This window comes from Nocardioides immobilis, assembly GCF_003515065.1.
Lineage (GTDB): Bacteria > Actinomycetota > Actinomycetes > Propionibacteriales > Nocardioidaceae > Nocardioides > Nocardioides immobilis.
Window position 1 is genome coordinate 106,651 of sequence record NZ_QXGH01000029.1, and the last position, 15,252, is coordinate 121,902.

Below are 15,252 nucleotides of genomic sequence, written 5' to 3' on the forward strand. Positions count from 1 at the left end.
ATGGAACCGTTGCGCGTCATGGTGGTCGACGACCACGACAACTTCCGTCGGGGCCTGGAGGCGATGCTCACCGCCGCCGACTCCGTCGAGCTCGTCGGCACGGCCGCCGACGGTCGTACGGCGGTCGAGGTGGCTCTCGAGCAGCAGCCCGACGTCATCCTGATGGATCTGCACATGCCACGCCTCAACGGCGTCGAGGCGACGGCGCGGATCGTGCAGTCGTCGCCCCACATCGGTGTCCTGGTGCTGACGATGATGGAGGACGAGGAATCGGTCTTCGCCGCCATCCGGGCCGGCGCGCGCGGCTACCTGCTCAAGGGTGCGCGACGCAGCGAGATCCTTCGCTCGATCGAGGCCGTCTCCGCCGGTGAGGTGATCTTCGGTCCGGGCATCGCGGACCGGATGATGTCGTACTTCCGCGGCGTCCGACTGAAGCCGACCTCGCAGACCTTCCCACAGCTCACCGAACGGGAGCGGATCATCCTCGGGCGGATCGCCGACGGGCTGGAGAACGCTGAGATCGCCCGCGAGCTGGGGCTGTCGGTGAAGACCGTCCGCAACCACGTCAGCAACATCTTCGCCAAGCTGCAGGTGGCACATCGGGCGCAGGCGGTCATCCTCGCTCGTGAGGCCGGCCTGGAGACACCTGACTAGCAGTCGCCATCGACGCGGGCGTCGTCCCGCACGTCGTCGCCGATCCGCCGGGCGGCGTCCGCGTCCGGGATCAGCACCGCGCCACCGCCCGAGGTCGTCTCGTCGGTGCCGGGGAGGATGCAGGTGGTGACGCGGTCGGGCCGGATCTGGGTGACCGCCTGGGCGAGCCGGTAGAGATCCGTCGGCGGGAGATCGGTGCTGAGCCCCTGCAGCGCCGCCATGGCGCCACCCTCGATGAAACCCTCCTCGTCCTCGCGCACCAGCAGCTGACGGAGGATGCCGATCATGATCTGCTGCTGGTTGGCGGAGCGCACGAAGTCGCCGCGGATGAACTCCCGATTGCGCGCGTAGTCCAGCGCCTGGGCGCCGTCGAAGTCGTTGCGTCCCCGTCGTATGCCGAGGTCGGGCAGCGCCTCGTCAGCGTGAACGGTGATCCCGCCGACCGTGTCGACCAGGTCGCGGAAGGTGTCGAACCCGGCGGCCATGACGTAGTGGGGAGCGAAGCCCACCAGCTCCTCCACCAGTGCGGCCACTAGCTCCCCGCCGCCTTCCTCATAGGCGGTGTTGATCCGATCGAGCCCGTCCGGAAGCTGCATCCAGAAGTCACGGGGGATGCCGATGCCGGCCGCGCGGCGGGAGGGGACCTCCAGGCCGACGAGGTGGATGGCGTCGGTGTTGCCCTCGTCGAGGTCCTGCCCGGGCCGGGCGTCCGAACCCAGCACCAGGATCCACACGACGTCGTCGGCGAAGTCGACGCTCCGGGCGTTCTCGACCTTGGTGAGACTGATCCGGGTGGGGTGCACTGCGGAGTCCGGGACGACGAGGCAGCCGACGGCGAGAACCACCGCGAGCGACACCAGCCGGGTCAGGGCGCGCCGGCTCATCACGAGACCGCCGCATCCAGGGCGCCGCCGTCGTCGAGCTCGACGTCGTACCCGAAGACGGACCAGTTGCCCTGCTCCCGGACGAGCATCAGGCGGCCGCTGAGCGTAGCGGTCGACGTCGTGCTGTCCTGGGTCACCTCGAACTTGAAGTCGATCGTGGCCGTGGCAGCGAGCACGCCGTCCGGCGGTGCGAACAGCGAGAGCCGGGCGTCCAGCGCCGAGGCCCGCACCGAGGACGCGTCCTCGAACCCGGTGCCGGTCATTACCTCGATGTGCGTCGCCGCCGAGCGGGCCGCCCGGGGCGTGAAGTCCTCGAAGGAGGCGACGAAGTCCTGGCGTGGGTAGTCCCCGAGGAATGCGCCCGCGACGTAGCGCGACAGCACGTCGCCGACCTCGGTCTCGACCTCGATCCGGGTGGCTGCGTCGAGATCGTCCTCGCCGTAGACGAGCTCCAGGTGGAGGGCGACCTCCTCGCCGTTCCCAGGCGGATCGTCCGGCTCGTCTGGCGAGCAGGAGGCGAGTCCCAGCAGGCAGGCGATCAGTGCGAGGCAGATGCGGACCGGCATCCCGGCGGAGCCGGTTCCGCGGATTCTTCCCGGGGCGCAGGCCATGGCAGCCATGATGACGTATGCCCCCCGACCTGGGCTCAACTCGCCGACACCGTGTTGGAGGGCGACAGGTCGAACTCGTCCAGATTGTCGCGGGCGGGGTGCCGCAGCCCGACCGGGCCGCCGGCGTACCCCAGCAGCAGGTTGTCCGTCACCGTGCGCACGAACCTTCTCGTGCGGTCGCCGAGCGGATGCTCGCAGGAGTCGATCAGGGCACAGCCCCACCGCAGCGTGCCGGCGGTGAAGACACCTGCGCCGGACGGTGCGGTGTAGTACACCGACTGGCTCGACGTGGCCACGTCGCGGCAGAGGTACGGAGTGTGGCTCAGCACCTCCAGGGGGCGCGGAGTGAGCCTGCCGGGATAGACCCGGTCGGCCTCGGGGCCGACGAGCCCCTCGAACCGGTCGCCGTACGTGACTCCGGTCCCGCGGAACGCCCACCAGCGGGGTGAGACCACGACGTAGGCGTGGTCGACCGGGTAGCACTCGTACTGCATGCCCACCAGGTCCTGCTCGGGGAGGGCGGCGGGCGGGTCCCGGAAACGTGACGTCGCGTTGGCGGGATCCCGGTCCCGGACCGGGTCCAGGTAGGCGTCGCTGCGGTAGCCGATCACCGTCCGGTCGGGACCGGAGGGTCCCTCGGCGAGGCGGATCCGCCAGTACATCGTGTTGGCGCCGAGGAACGCGAGGTTGGTGCCGGAGTCGCGAGCCTGCAGCACGGCCCGCCGCATGCCGGTCGTCCAGTACTCGTCGTGACCCATGGAGACGTACCCACGGGCACCGTCCAGCGCCGCCGGTCGGGCATCGAGGTCGGTGTTCGCGAAGTACGACAGCGGGATCCCCAGACTCTCGGCGCGCATCACGATCGGCAGTGCGGCCGACCGGTAGTCGTTGGCGCCCACGGCGCCGTTGTACGGGCGGTCGAAGCTGACGGCCCAGCTCCGCGCGTCGCCCTCGGGGCCGTCGGGGCCCTCGTACAGGTTGTAGCCGCCCCACTTGTTGTAGGCCTGCCAGGTCGTCACCGGCGCCACGAGCGCGACGGTCCCCTCGGCAGTGTGGGACGACACGATGTAGGGCACCTGGGTCTCGGAGCCACTGCCGGTGCGGAGCTTGAGCACGTAGAAGCCCTCCGGCCAGTCGGTCGTGTCGAGGAGCAGGCTCTGCCGCCACGGTGCGACCACGGTCCGGGTCGCCGCGGGGGCGAGGACCGCGTCCGGCTGCTGCTCGCCCGGTTGGCGCCGGGACCGCCAGACGAGGTGTCCCCAGCCACCGCGATAGGCGCCGATACGGTAGGCCGACACCCGCCAGTCGTCCTCCGACGTCGAGACCTTGAGCCCGACCAGGGACCCCGCCGGTGCGCTGGCCCGCGTCGCGTAGGCCTCGATCCTGCCGTCGAACGCATCAGGAGACAGCCGCCACTCGCCGCTGCCGCGGAGGTCTTCGGTCGGCTCCTCCTCGGCACCGGTCTCGTCAACGAGCTGTGCTCCTCCGGAGTGTCCCGCCGGCTCTGTCCGCCGTGTCGGGTCCTCGATCCGCGTGGGTGTGCAGCCGTAGGCCAGGAGCCCTGCGGTCAGGACCGCCGCAACCGTGATCGTCCTCATCGGTGCGACCCGGTCGTGTGCGGGAGAGCGTCCGCCGCGGCGCCCGGGCGGTCGGTCAGGAACCCGTCGACGCCCGCCTGCCAGAACGTCTCCCAGTCGGCCGGGCGGTTGCTGGTGCGGCCGTAGACGGTCATGTCGAGCCTGTGCAGCTGGTCGACCAGCCCAGGGGTCGCCTCGTCAGGGTCGATGGTGACGCCGTCGAAACGGCCGACTGCGAGATCTGGGGTGCGAGAGCCGCTGATGATGAGCAGGGTCTGCATCCCGGGCGCCACCTGCTCGACGAGCGCGAGCAGGTCCGTCTCGAAGGAGAGGAACTGGGCGCGGAGCTCCAGGCCGCGGTCCTCGATCGCGTCGACGACCTCCCGCGTCCGGTCGGCATCCCAACCGGGCGCCTCCTTGAGCTCGACGAGGAGGCTCACGCCGGAGGGTCGGGCCCAGTCCAGGACGTCGGTGAGCGCAGGGATGGGCTCCCGGTGGTGGCGGCCGCGGCAGTTCGTCCTGATCCAGCCGAGGGTCTTCGCGCGGACCCGGCCGCCGCAGGTCGTGGTCCGGCCCAGTGCGGAGTCGTGCATGACGACGAAGTCGTCGTCGGCGGTGACGCGGACGTCGAACTCGACGGCGCCTGCGCCGGCCGCCACCGCGCTGCGCATCGACGCGATGGTGTTCTCGGTGTGTGCGCCCGCTTCGTCCCCGCGGTGCCCGATGACGAGGCGATCGCCGTACGCCGTCGCGACGTGGCTCGCGGCGTGCTCCGGTCGATCCGGACCAACCTCGCCGCCGGACGCAAGGATGACCAGCGCGACCGCTCCCACTGCCGTTGTCCTCATCGGGACCACCTCCTCGCGGTGGCCTGTCCACCGCTGGAGGCGACGCTCCGCCGTCGCGCGTCCCGCGAGATGAGCCTGCAGTCCCGGTCGTCTCGGGAAGATCAGTCGCCGGCGTCCCGGGTGCGGGACCGGATGGCAAGAGTTGCCCGGCTCGTCACCAGGCCTTCCGCCGCCGCATCCCGTTCGGTCGCTCCAGGCCGATTGCGTACGGCGACGTGGCGTTGCTGTGGGACGACCAGACCAGGCTCGGGGAGCTGCGGGTGGGACGACGGACGACCGTCGCGGGCGGGCTCGGGGTGACCGCGATCCCTGCGCTGGGACTGCTCGCGCGGGGGCCGTCGTTGGTCGGCCGGCGCCGTGACCTGACCTCCGGCGCCCGGAGCGGCGAGGTGACGACCAGCTCCGCGGTCCTCTGGTCGCGGGCGGCGGAGCCGGGCCGGATGATGGTCCGCCTCGGCAGCGGCGGGCGGCGCCGTACGATCCGCGGCCCGTGGACGACGCACCGCACCGATCTCACCGCGCGGATCCACCTGACGGACCTCGCGCCGGGCCGTGAGTACGACGCCACCGTGTGGTTCGAGGACCACGACGGCACCAAGAGCGCACCCCTGCCGCTCGCCTTCCGCACGGCGCCGATCCACGCCGCGGCGCAGTCGATCGTGTGGTCGGGCGACACCAACGGCCAGGGGTGGGGGATCGACCGCGCCCGCGGCGGCATGACGACGTACCGCTCCATGCTCGACGTCCGCCCCGACCTCTTCATCCACGTCGGCGACACGATCTACGCCGATGAGCCGATGGTGGAGACCCGGACGGTCGAGGAGGACGGCTCGACCTGGCGCAACGAGCTCACCGCCGAGGTGATGGTCGTGGCGGAGACGCTCGCCGACTTCCGCGGCCGGCACCGCTACCCGCTGCGGGACGACAACGTGCGCGACTTCTACTCAGCCGTGCCGTCGGTCGTGCAGTGGGACGACCACGAGACCTGCAACAACTGGTGGCCCGGCGAGATCATCGACGACGAGCGCTACACCGAGCGGCGGGCCGACGTCCTGGCGATCCGGGGGCGGCGGGCCTGGCAGGAGTACCAGCCGGTGCCGGTGAAGCGGCTGGTCCCGCGCGACGGCGACGGGTTCGTGCCGACCCGGATCTACCGCCGGATCCCGCGCGGCCAGCACCTCGACCTGTTCCTGCTGGACATGCGCAGCTACCGCGGGCCGAACCCGGACGTCGACCCCGCCGTCGTCCGCAACCGGCTCCAGGTCGGGCTGCTCGGCACCGAGCAGGAGGACTGGCTGGTCCGGGAGCTCCGCGCGTCCACGGCGACGTGGAAGGTCATCTCCGTCGACCAGCCGCTGTCGGCCCCGCCGTCGCGGCTCTACGACCTCGACGGTGTGTCCAACGGCGACCCCGGCCGGCCGCTCGGCCGCGAGCCCGAGATCGGCCGGATCCTGGCGGCGATCAAGCGGCACGGCATCAAGAACGTCGTCTGGATCACCGCCGACGTCCACTACACCGCCGCCTACCACTACGCGCCGGACCGCGCGACGTTCACCGACTTCGAGCCGTTCTGGGAGTTCATCTCCGGCCCGCTGATGTGCTCGCCCTTCACCACGCACGACGAGGAGCTCGACCGAACCTTCGGGCCGGAGCCGGTGTTCTCGCACGGCAAGGACGAGGACTACGACTGGAAGGTCGCGCCGCGGCCGGACAACCAGCACTTCGGGCAGCTCGACCTCGCCGCGTCGGGCGAGCTCACCGTCCGGCTGTACGACGGCGCCGGCACGGTGCTCTGGCAGCGGACGCTGGAGCCCGAGCCCCTGCGCTGACGCCCTCTGCGCCCTACCTGCGTGACGTCATGCAGGGCAACTGGGGCGTCACCCTCCTTGACGTCATGCAGGGCAACCCTCACGTCACCCTGCATGACGTCAAGCAGGAGGACGCCGGGCGAGCGGCAGGGCCGCGCCTCAGTCGGCCAGCTCGGCCCGCTCCGCCGCGGTGTAGCCCTCCATCATCGGGGCCGGTGCTCCGGCCGGGGCCGCCATCCGGGCTTCGCGCAGCTTCGCCACCTTGCCGGCGCTCATCGCCATCGCCTCGCGGGTCTTGCCCCGCCCGTAGGTCACCGAGGCGGCCGCGGAGACTCCGAGCGACACCCCCACCTCGATCGCGTCCTGGTCGGCGCCCATGTAGAGGAACTGCCAGGAGTAGTCCTTGGTCTGCTGCTCCACGAGCGCCTTGATGGCCGGGTGGGTCCACTCCCGGCTCGCGTTCTCGTAGCCGTCGGTCATCACCGCGACGATGACGGTGGCCGGGCGCTCATCGTCGGGCAGCGCGGCGAGCTCGCTCCCGGCCGTGGTGACCAGCCGACCCATCGCGTCGAGCAGTGCGGTCGAGCCGCGCGGCTGCAGGTCGAGCGGCGGGATATCGGCGAGTGGCCGGCCCGAGTAGACGACGTCGTACTCGTTGTCGAACTGCGCCAGCGTCACCCGGCACTCGCCGGCGGACTTCCGCTGCTCGTCGATGAACGCGGCGAAGCCGCCCTCGGTGTCGGTCTTGATGGACTGCATCGATCCACTGCGGTCGAGCAGGAAGTAGAGGTGGGTGAGGTCCGCTCGGGTCATCGTGACTCCGTCCCGGGAGCGGAGGCCCGCTCCCTGCTAGGTGGATCGACGCGGTTTGAACCGCATCGGTGCCGGCGTCGCGGCCGGTTGCCGCGGCACCCCTGACTCCAGGTCGTACTTCGCCCGCTCGACGCCCGAGGCGGTCACCCGGCCCCGGTCGTCGGCGTAGGCGCCGAGGGTGCGGGTCCGGGCCAGCCGCGGGCCGACGGCGTTCTCCGTCAGTCCGGCCTGCGCCCCGGCACTCCGGAGCGAGGCCTGGCCGGTGAGTACGGCGGCCGCCATCGACTCGTCGATCAGCTCGGTCAGCCGGTCGGCCGCTTCCCGAAGGTAGGGGAGGGCCCCGACGGAATCCTTGCCCTCGGCATCGTCGAGAGCGCGGCGTACGCCGGCCAGTTGATCCGGTGTCATGCCAGCAACGTTACCGCACAAACTGCGGCTACGCAAGAAATGCGGCAGCGCACTACCTGCGGGAACACATCACGCGTGAAACCCGTTCGCCAAGGTGCAGGGCCCCACCTACGCTTGAAGGCATATGACGAACCACGCAGAAGAATTCTCCCTCGACGCCGAGCTCGAGAAGACCGTTGGCTGGGATGCCGACGAGTTCGACGAGACCGACGACTTCGAGTCCGGCTACGCAGGCGACGACCCCGAAGAGGTCACCGCCGGTGACATGGACCTCGCGGCGCGCCACGAGCTGCGCCGCGTCGCCGGGCTGCGCACCGAGCTCGAGGACATCACCGAGGTCGAGTACCGCCAGCTCCGGCTCGAGCGGGTCGTCCTGGTGGGTGTCTGGACCGACGGCACCATCGAGGACGCCGAGAACTCCATGGCCGAGCTCGCGCTGCTCGCCGAGACCGCCGGCTCGGAGGTGCTCGACGCGATCTACCAGCGCCGGCAGAACCCCGACCCCGCGACGTACGTCGGACGCGGCAAGGTCGACGGGCTTCGCGAGATCGTCCAGGCCACCGGCGCCGACACCGTCATCTGTGACGGTGAGCTCGCGCCGTCGCAGCTGAGGAACCTCGAGGACCGGCTCAAGGTCAAGGTCGTCGACCGGACCGCGCTGATCCTCGACATCTTCGCCCAGCACGCGAAGTCCAAGGAGGGCAAGGCGCAGGTCGAGCTGGCCCAGCTCAACTACATGAAGCAGCGGCTGCGTGGCTGGGGTGGCAACCTCTCCCGCCAGGTCGGTGGCCGCGTCGCCGGCGGTGCCGGCATCGGTGGTCGCGGTCCTGGTGAGACCAAGATCGAGACCGACCGGCGCCGGATCAACGACAAGATCGCCAAGCTCCGCCGCGACCTGAAGGCGATGGCCGGCACCCGGACCACGATGCGCCAGGAGCGGCGGCGCAACGCCGTACCCTCCGTCGCGATCGCTGGCTACACCAACGCCGGCAAGTCCTCGCTCCTCAACCGGCTCACCGGCGCCGGCATCCTCGTCGACGACTCGCTGTTCGCCACGCTCGACCCGACGACGCGGCGGACCACCGCGTCCGACGGACGGGTCTACACGCTGAGCGACACGGTCGGCTTCGTGCGGCAGCTGCCCCACCAGCTGGTCGAGGCGTTCCGCTCCACGCTCGAGGAGGTCGCTGACTCCGACCTGATCGTGCACGTCGTCGACGGGTCGCACGCCGACCCCGAGGGCCAGATCGGCGCGGTGCGCGAGGTCCTGGCCGAGATCGGCGCAGCGAAGATCCCCGAGCTGATCGTGATCAACAAGGCCGACGTCGCCGACCCGCTCGTCATCGCGCGGCTCCGGCAGCGCGAGCCGCACTCGGTCGTGGTCTCGGCCCGCACCGGCGAGGGCATCACCGAGGCGCTGGCGGCCATCGAGGACGACCTGCCCCGCCCGCAGGTGGAGTTCGACGCGCTGGTGCCCTACGCCCGTGGCGACCTCGTCGACCAGATCCACCGGCTGGGTGAGATCACGTCGCTCGAGCACACCGCCGACGGCACCCGGATCGCCGGCCGCGCCACTGAGGCGCTCGCGGGCGAGCTCGCGACGTACGCCGTCTGACCTGTGGCTCGCTGAGCCGGCCCGAACAGCCCCCCACCGCCGGGAGCAAAGACGGTGGAAAACCCTGATGTGCGCGGAAGTGGTGTTCGCGAAGGATGACGGCATGCGCATTCTCACCCTCACTGCTGGCGCGGCGCTTGCGCTGAGCGGCGCCCTCCTCGCTGTCCCGCTGCCCGCGACGTCGGCGTCTGCCCCGGCGACCTGCGCCGGCCGAGCGGTGACCGTTGACCTCAACGACCCCGATGCCGTGGATCCGGATCGCGATCGCGGGGACGTCGTGCTCGGCACGCCCGAGCCCGACACGATCCGTACCGGCGGGGGAGATGACGTGGTCTGCGGCGGTGCGGGATACGACCGGCTCGACCTCGGCGCGGGGGACGACCGGGGCTTCGGCGGCGAGGGCGACGACATCCTGGCGGGTGGTCGTGGCAATGACGTGCAGGTCGGCGGAATGGGCAGGGACTGGGTCGACTACCGGCGGGCGGACTCGCTGCACCTCCGGCTGTGGTCTACGTATCGGCAGCCGACGGGGCTCGGCAACGACGCCGTGCGCGGCATCGAGAACGTGAACGGCTCGCGCAACGGACCCAACCGCATCACCGGCGACGGCGGCCGCAACGTGATCTACGGCGGGCTCGTCGAGGACGAGATCCACGGTGCTGCGGGTGCCGATGCCCTGTACGACGGCAACCTCGGGGACGACGTCCTCTACGGCGACGCCGGCGACGACTACATCGAGGCCCGCAACGGAGACGACCTGGTCCGCGGTCGAGCCGGCGACGACGAGCTTCACGGCGACGGCGGCACCGACGTGGTCCGTGGGGGTGATGGAGACGACGTCGTGGATCCTGGTGGGTCGGGGTCGGATGAGGCGGAGCAGGGGTTCGGTGGAACCGGCAACGACCTGCTGGTCGCCGGCCACCTTGACGATGTGCTGTCCGGTGGGCGAGGCAACGACACGGTCTCCTACGGCACCATCTACACCGCCACGCCCGACGGGGTGCGCGTCGACCTGGCGGTGACCGGACCGCAGGACACGCTCCGGGCCGGAACCGACGAGCTGGTCGGCATCGAGAACCTCACTGGGTCGCCGCAGGCGGACCAGCTGTTCGGGAACGGCGGGCCCAACCTGCTCGACGGACTGGCCGGCGACGATGCGATCACCGGCCGCGGTGGCGAGGACACCTGCGCCGGTGGTGACGGCATGGACACGTTCATCGGCTGTGAGGCGACCGACGGGCCGTAGCCTGTCCGCGGTCGAGCTGGGGGCGTACGCCGGCTGACCGATGAACCTGCACGCCCGCCGGCAACGATTCGGCCATTCGCCAGACAGAAGCCGATCGAGCAGCGCACCATCTCCCCGTGCGCATCCGGGGAGCATGGCTGGTGGCGGTCGGCCTGACCGTTGCCGTCGTGACGGCGGGACTCCTCATGATGACGCGCGCGGGCGCCGACACCGACCGGTGCGCCGATCGCCGCACGGCGGCGAGGGAGCGCGCGGAGCTCACCACCGGAACGGGCGACGACGTGCTCGTCATCGGGGACTCCTACTCGGTCGGTCTCGGCGTCCACGCCTCGGAGAGCTGGCCGACCCGGCTACCCGGGCGGGTGCACGTCGACGGATTCTCGGGCTCGGGCTTCACTCGCGAGGCCAGCCCCTGCGGCGACCTCTCGTACGGCGCCCGCGCGACCCGGGGCCTGCCCGGCGAACCAGGGCTCGTGGTGGTCCAGGGCGGGCTCAACGACGTGGACCAGACCGAGGCGGAGCTCGTGGCCGGCTTCGAGCGACTGCTCACGGCGCTCGGTGACCGGCGGGTGCTCGTGGTCGGCCCGCCGTCCGCGCCGGACCGGGCGCACGTCGTACCCGAGGTGGACGCGGTGCTCGCGCGCCTCACCGAGCAGTACGACGTCGGCTACCTCTCGATGCTCGACGCCGACCTGCCCTACCTCGACGACGGCCTCCACCTCACCACCGACGGGCACCGTCAGTTCGGTGACCTGGTCGCCGCCGCTCTGTCCACAGCCCGCGCGCCCGGCCGCTGACCCTGTCGCAGGTCCGGTCTAGGGTTCCGGGCATGTCCGGGGTCGACCACGATGCGCTGCGCGCCACCCTCGCCGCGGCCGTCGAGGCGCTCGGCGGCAGCGAGCGGACGGGTCAGATCGCCATGGCCGAGGCCGTCGCGGAGTCGATGGCCGGATCACCGAGCCGCCGGCACCTGCTCGTCCAGGCCGGCACCGGCACCGGCAAGTCGCTGGGCTACCTGGTGCCCGCGCTGCACCACAACAAGCGGGTTGTCGTCGCCACCGCGACCCTCGCGCTGCAGCACCAGCTGGTCGAGCGCGACCTGCCGCGACTGACCAAGGCAGTCGGGGGCCGGACCGGCGTCGACAGCACCTACGCCGTCCTCAAGGGTCGGTCCAACTACGCCTGCCTGCACCGGATCCGCGAGGGCGTGCCCGACGACCAGGGTGTCCTGGTCGACGTCCCGGAGGGGTCGCTCGGCAAGAAGGTCCTCGAGCTGCGGAAGTGGGCCGAGCAGGAGAGCAAGGACGGCGGCACCGGCGAGAAGGACGCCGCGCCGCGCCACACCGACCGGGAGTGGCGACAAGTCAGCGTCACCGCCCGCGAGTGCCTGAGCGCGGCCAAGTGCCCGTTCGGTGAGGAGTGCTTCGCCGAGCGCGCCCGCGAGAAGGCGCAGCGCTCCCACCTGATCATCACCAACCACAGCCTGCTCGCGATCGACGCGATCGAGGGCGTGCCGATGATCCCTGAGTACGACGTCGTGGTGATCGACGAGGGCCACGAGCTGACGGCGCGGGTGACCCAGGCGGCCACCGACGAGCTCTGGGCGTCGGAGGTCGAGCGCGCCGCGCGGCGGGCGACCCGGCACGTGCGGTCCGACAGCGGTGACCCGGCCGGCGACCTGGCCGATGCTGCCGAGGCGCTGCGGGCGGCGATCGGGGAGGCGCGGCCGGGCCGGTTCGAGGCAGTGCCCCAGGACCTGGCCGACGCGCTCGCGCTGGTGCGCGACGCCGCCCGTGCGTTGGTCAGCGCGTTCCCGAAGGCCGATGCCAGCGACGAAGCCGACGCCGGCCTGACCCAGGCCAAGGGGTCGGCGCAGGAGGTCTTCCTCACCGCCGACCGGATGGCCGCCAACGGCGACGCCGACGTGCTGTGGCTGACCGAGGGCACCGAGCGACTGCCACCCCGCCTCTGCATCGCGCCGCTCCAGGTGTGGGGCCCGATGCGCGACAAGCTCTTCGCCGACAAGACCGTGGTGATGACCTCGGCGACCCTGATGCTCGGTGGCGACTTCAACTCCATCGCCACCTCCGTCGGGCTCAAGCCCAACGAGCGCCTGGACCCGCGAAGTGTCAATGTTGGTCCCTCGAAGTCTCAAGGTTCGTCCGACGAAGTGTCAGAGGACGACGCCGAGCCGTGGGTCGGCCTCGACGTCGGCAGCCCGTTCGACTACGGCAAGCAGTCGATCCTGTACGTCGCACGCCACCTGCCCCAGCCCGGCCGTGACGGCCTCGGCCCGGCCCAGCTCGCCGAGATCACCGAGCTGGTCGACGCCGCCGACGGCCGGACTCTCGGGCTGTTCTCCAGCAGGCGGGCCGCCGAGACCGCTGCCGAGCACGTCCGCGAGAAGCTGCCGCACCTCACGACCCTCGCCCAGGGCGACGCCCAGCTGCCCGAGCTCGCGCGGCAGTTCGTCGACGACCCGCACACCAATCTGTTCGGCACCCTCGGCCTGTGGCAGGGCCTCGACGTGCCCGGCGACACGTGCCAGCTGGTCATCATCGACCGGATCCCGTTCCCGCGGCCGGACGACCCGCTGATGAGCGCCCGCCAGCGCGCGGCCGACCAGGCAGGCGGCAACGGCTTCATGCAGGTGGCCGCGACCCACGCGGCGCTGCTGCTCGCCCAGGGGGCCGGCCGCCTGATCCGAACCCATGCTGACAAGGGCGTCGTCGCCGTACTCGACCCGCGGTTGGTCACCGCCCGCTACGGCAGCTTCCTCAAGGCCAGCCTGCCGCCGATGTGGAACACGACCGACCCGACCGTCGTCCGCAAGGCGCTGACCCGGCTCTCGGCTGGTTGAGGCGTCAGACGCGCCGCAGGACCGCCGTCACCTTGCCGAGAATCGTCGCGTGGGTGCCGTCGATCGGGTCGAAGGCGTCGTTGTGGGGGAGCAGCCAGACCTTGCCGCCCTTGCGCTGGAAGGTCTTGACCGTGGCTTCGCCATCGATCATCGCGGCGACGATCTCGCCGTTCTCGGCCGTGGGCTGCTGACGGATCACGACGTAGTCGCCGTGGCAGATCGCGGCGTCGATCATCGACTCGCCGCTGACCTCGAGCAGGAAGAGCTGGCCGTCGCCGACGAGCTGGCGGGGAAGCGGGAAGACGTCCTCGATCCGCTCCTCGGCGAGGATCGGACCACCGGCCGCGATCCGGCCGACGACGGGCACGTTGGTGGGGATCGGCGCGGAGTCGCCATAGCCGGTCTCGTCGTACGACGTCTCCGACGCGGCGCTGATCGAGCGACGCTGGCGCATCGACTCGGGCAGCACGACCTGGAGTGCGCGGGGGAGGCTCGGGTCCTTCTTGAGGAAGCCTTTCTCCTCCAGCACCCGCAGCTGGTGGGCGACGCTCGAGGTGCTGGTCAGACCGACGGCCTTGCCGATCTCCCGCATGCTCGGCGGGTAGCCGCGATCGTCGATGCTCTCCTTGATGTGCTGCAGCACCCGCTGTTGACGCGGGGTGAGCCCGGACGCGTCGGGAGGCCCGTCGGGCAGTTCGGTGACCTTCTTGTCCGCCATGTCCTCGACGGTAACGCCGATCACGCCCGGATTTCAAACATCTGTTCGAACCCGCGTGTCGCGACACGCCGTCGAACACTCATTCGAACAGGTGCTTGATCCGTTCGAACATCTGATCTAGTCTCGTACACGTGTTCGATCGAACTGTTGATCGAACGGCTCCGCACCACCAAGTGTCGGGGGTCGTCGATAGACATCGTCCAACACGCCAGATCGCCAGGACTCCGAAGGTCGGAGTCACTTCCCCCGGAGGTCACACCATGAGCACGATCACCCTCGCCCCGCAGGTCAGCTACCAGCCGCGGTCCGTTCGCCTCACCCGGCGCGGCCGGCTCGTGGTCTTCACGTTCGGGGTGCTCCTCGCCTTCGCGCTCGGTGTGTGGTTCGCCGCCGGTTCCGTCGCCACACAGGAGGGCGGCGTCGAGCAGGTCGAGGTCGTGACCGTCGCCCCGGGCGACACCCTGTGGGACATCGCGGCCGACGCTGCTGCCGCCACCGGCGAGGGCGACGTGGGCGAGATGGTCGCCCGCATCCAGGACATGAACAGCCTCGACTCGAGCATGGTCTACGCCGGCCAGGAGCTCCGGATCCCCACCGAGTGATCGCACCCGACTGAAGACTTCGCCCGCGGCTTCGACCCCCGCGGACGACAGGGCCCACTGCCCGGGCCCGAAGGGGAAGACGAAGGGCGGACCCACGACCCCGGGTCCGCCCTTCGCGCCGTCGTTGGCCCGATCAGCGGATCAGCCGCCGTAGCCCACGAGTGTCGGTCGGGCCTCGATCGCCGTGAGGTCGGTGGGCTGGCCCTCGATCGTCACGCTGCCCGGCACGGGCTGCCACGCACCGCCGTTGACCCGGTAGTCCGCCACCCACGTGATGTCGAGCGCCGGCCCGTAGTCGCCGGTCTGCAGGTAGTTGTGCGTGATCTGCAGCCGTGGGAACGGCGCGCCCGGCATGTCTGTCGTGACCGTCTCGCCGTCCCCGAACCGCCACGTGTAGGAGTGCGCCTCGATCCGCAGCTCCACCCGCTGCCCGAGGAGCCGAACGTTCCGGTTGAGCGTGCGCTCCTCGGTGAAGAAGTTCGTCTCGAACACCAATAATCCTTATTATGCCCTCTATGGGAGCACCGCGCGCAGCCGCAATCTACGCCCGCATTTCTAGCGACCCCGCCGAGACGCGCGCCGGGGTTGACCGTCAGCGGCGAGACTGC

At 70.9% G+C, this 15,252-nt stretch carries 15 protein-coding genes; 7 read left to right on the forward strand and 8 right to left on the reverse strand.

All coding sequences use genetic code 11. The annotated features are described in order from the left end of the window. Entirely contained in the window at positions 1 to 654 is a 654-nt protein-coding gene (locus D0Z08_RS22930) for a response regulator (RefSeq protein WP_118927599.1), read from the forward strand. On the opposite strand, the gene D0Z08_RS22935 is transcribed toward D0Z08_RS22930, so the two are convergent. Genes D0Z08_RS22935 through D0Z08_RS22950 form a run of 4 tightly spaced genes read right to left on the reverse strand, consistent with a single transcriptional unit; the run spans position 651 to position 4,574 of the window. Next, positions 651 to 1,538 carry an LCP family protein gene (locus D0Z08_RS22935; RefSeq protein WP_118927600.1) on the reverse strand — a complete coding sequence of 296 codons (888 nt, stop codon included), beginning with the start codon at positions 1,536 to 1,538 and terminating at the stop codon, positions 651 to 653. The two genes, D0Z08_RS22930 and D0Z08_RS22935, sit on opposite strands and share 4 nt — an antisense overlap. Further along, positions 1,538 to 2,149 (reverse strand): hypothetical protein, encoded by a 612-nt coding sequence (locus D0Z08_RS22940; RefSeq protein ID WP_147381515.1) that lies wholly within the window; start codon positions 2,147 to 2,149, stop codon positions 1,538 to 1,540. Before D0Z08_RS22940 ends, D0Z08_RS22935 begins: the two co-directional genes overlap by 1 nt. A 35-nt stretch (positions 2,150 to 2,184) precedes the next feature. Then, entirely contained in the window at positions 2,185 to 3,747 is a 1,563-nt protein-coding gene (locus tag D0Z08_RS22945; RefSeq protein ID WP_118927602.1) for a N,N-dimethylformamidase beta subunit family domain-containing protein, read from the reverse strand. After that, entirely contained in the window at positions 3,744 to 4,574 is an 831-nt protein-coding gene (locus D0Z08_RS22950) for a glycerophosphodiester phosphodiesterase (RefSeq protein ID WP_118927603.1), read from the reverse strand. Before D0Z08_RS22950 ends, D0Z08_RS22945 begins: the two co-directional genes overlap by 4 nt. A gap of 215 nt (positions 4,575 to 4,789) precedes the next feature. Between D0Z08_RS22950 and D0Z08_RS22955 the strand changes: the two genes are divergently transcribed. After that, positions 4,790 to 6,403 (forward strand): alkaline phosphatase D family protein, encoded by a 1,614-nt coding sequence (locus D0Z08_RS22955; RefSeq protein WP_220454308.1) that lies wholly within the window; start codon positions 4,790 to 4,792, stop codon positions 6,401 to 6,403. A 138-nt stretch (positions 6,404 to 6,541) separates the two neighbouring features. Here D0Z08_RS22955 and D0Z08_RS22960 read toward each other — a convergent pair whose 3' ends face one another. After that, complete coding sequence (locus tag D0Z08_RS22960) at positions 6,542 to 7,195, reverse strand: vWA domain-containing protein (RefSeq protein ID WP_118927604.1); 654 nt, start codon at positions 7,193 to 7,195, stop codon at positions 6,542 to 6,544. 36 nt (positions 7,196 to 7,231) lie between these two features. Next, positions 7,232 to 7,603, reverse strand: a complete 372-nt coding sequence (locus D0Z08_RS22965) for a hypothetical protein (protein ID WP_118927605.1) — start codon at positions 7,601 to 7,603, stop codon at positions 7,232 to 7,234. 124 nt (positions 7,604 to 7,727) lie between these two features. Between D0Z08_RS22965 and hflX the strand changes: the two genes are divergently transcribed. From hflX to D0Z08_RS22985, 4 genes are all read left to right on the forward strand, one after another. Continuing rightward, the gene (gene hflX, locus D0Z08_RS22970) at positions 7,728 to 9,218 is read left to right on the forward strand and encodes a GTPase HflX (RefSeq protein ID WP_118927606.1); all 1,491 of its coding nucleotides are present in this window, start codon (positions 7,728 to 7,730) and stop codon (positions 9,216 to 9,218) included. Positions 9,219 to 9,321: 103 nt separating this feature from the next. Further along, a complete protein-coding gene (locus D0Z08_RS22975) occupies positions 9,322 to 10,464 on the forward strand; it encodes a calcium-binding protein (RefSeq protein ID WP_182481443.1) in 1,143 nt (380 codons plus the stop codon). Between the two features lie 116 nt (positions 10,465 to 10,580). Next, a complete protein-coding gene (locus tag D0Z08_RS22980) occupies positions 10,581 to 11,261 on the forward strand; it encodes an SGNH/GDSL hydrolase family protein (protein ID WP_118927608.1) in 681 nt (226 codons plus the stop codon). A 32-nt stretch (positions 11,262 to 11,293) separates the two neighbouring features. Continuing rightward, positions 11,294 to 13,324, forward strand: coding sequence for an ATP-dependent DNA helicase (locus D0Z08_RS22985; RefSeq protein WP_118927609.1), 2,031 nt, complete (start codon positions 11,294 to 11,296; stop codon positions 13,322 to 13,324). A gap of 4 nt (positions 13,325 to 13,328) precedes the next feature. Here D0Z08_RS22985 and lexA read toward each other — a convergent pair whose 3' ends face one another. Continuing rightward, complete coding sequence (lexA, locus tag D0Z08_RS22990) at positions 13,329 to 14,042, reverse strand: transcriptional repressor LexA (RefSeq protein WP_118927624.1); 714 nt, start codon at positions 14,040 to 14,042, stop codon at positions 13,329 to 13,331. A 260-nt stretch (positions 14,043 to 14,302) separates the two neighbouring features. Here lexA and D0Z08_RS22995 point away from each other — a divergent pair, with 260 nt between their 5' ends. After that, entirely contained in the window at positions 14,303 to 14,644 is a 342-nt protein-coding gene (locus D0Z08_RS22995) for a LysM peptidoglycan-binding domain-containing protein (RefSeq protein WP_118927610.1), read from the forward strand. Positions 14,645 to 14,785: 141 nt separating this feature from the next. Here the strand turns inward: D0Z08_RS22995 and D0Z08_RS23000 are convergent, their stop codons facing one another. Further along, positions 14,786 to 15,136, reverse strand: coding sequence for a PKD domain-containing protein (locus D0Z08_RS23000; RefSeq protein ID WP_118927611.1), 351 nt, complete (start codon positions 15,134 to 15,136; stop codon positions 14,786 to 14,788). Positions 15,137 to 15,252 lie beyond the last annotated feature (116 nt).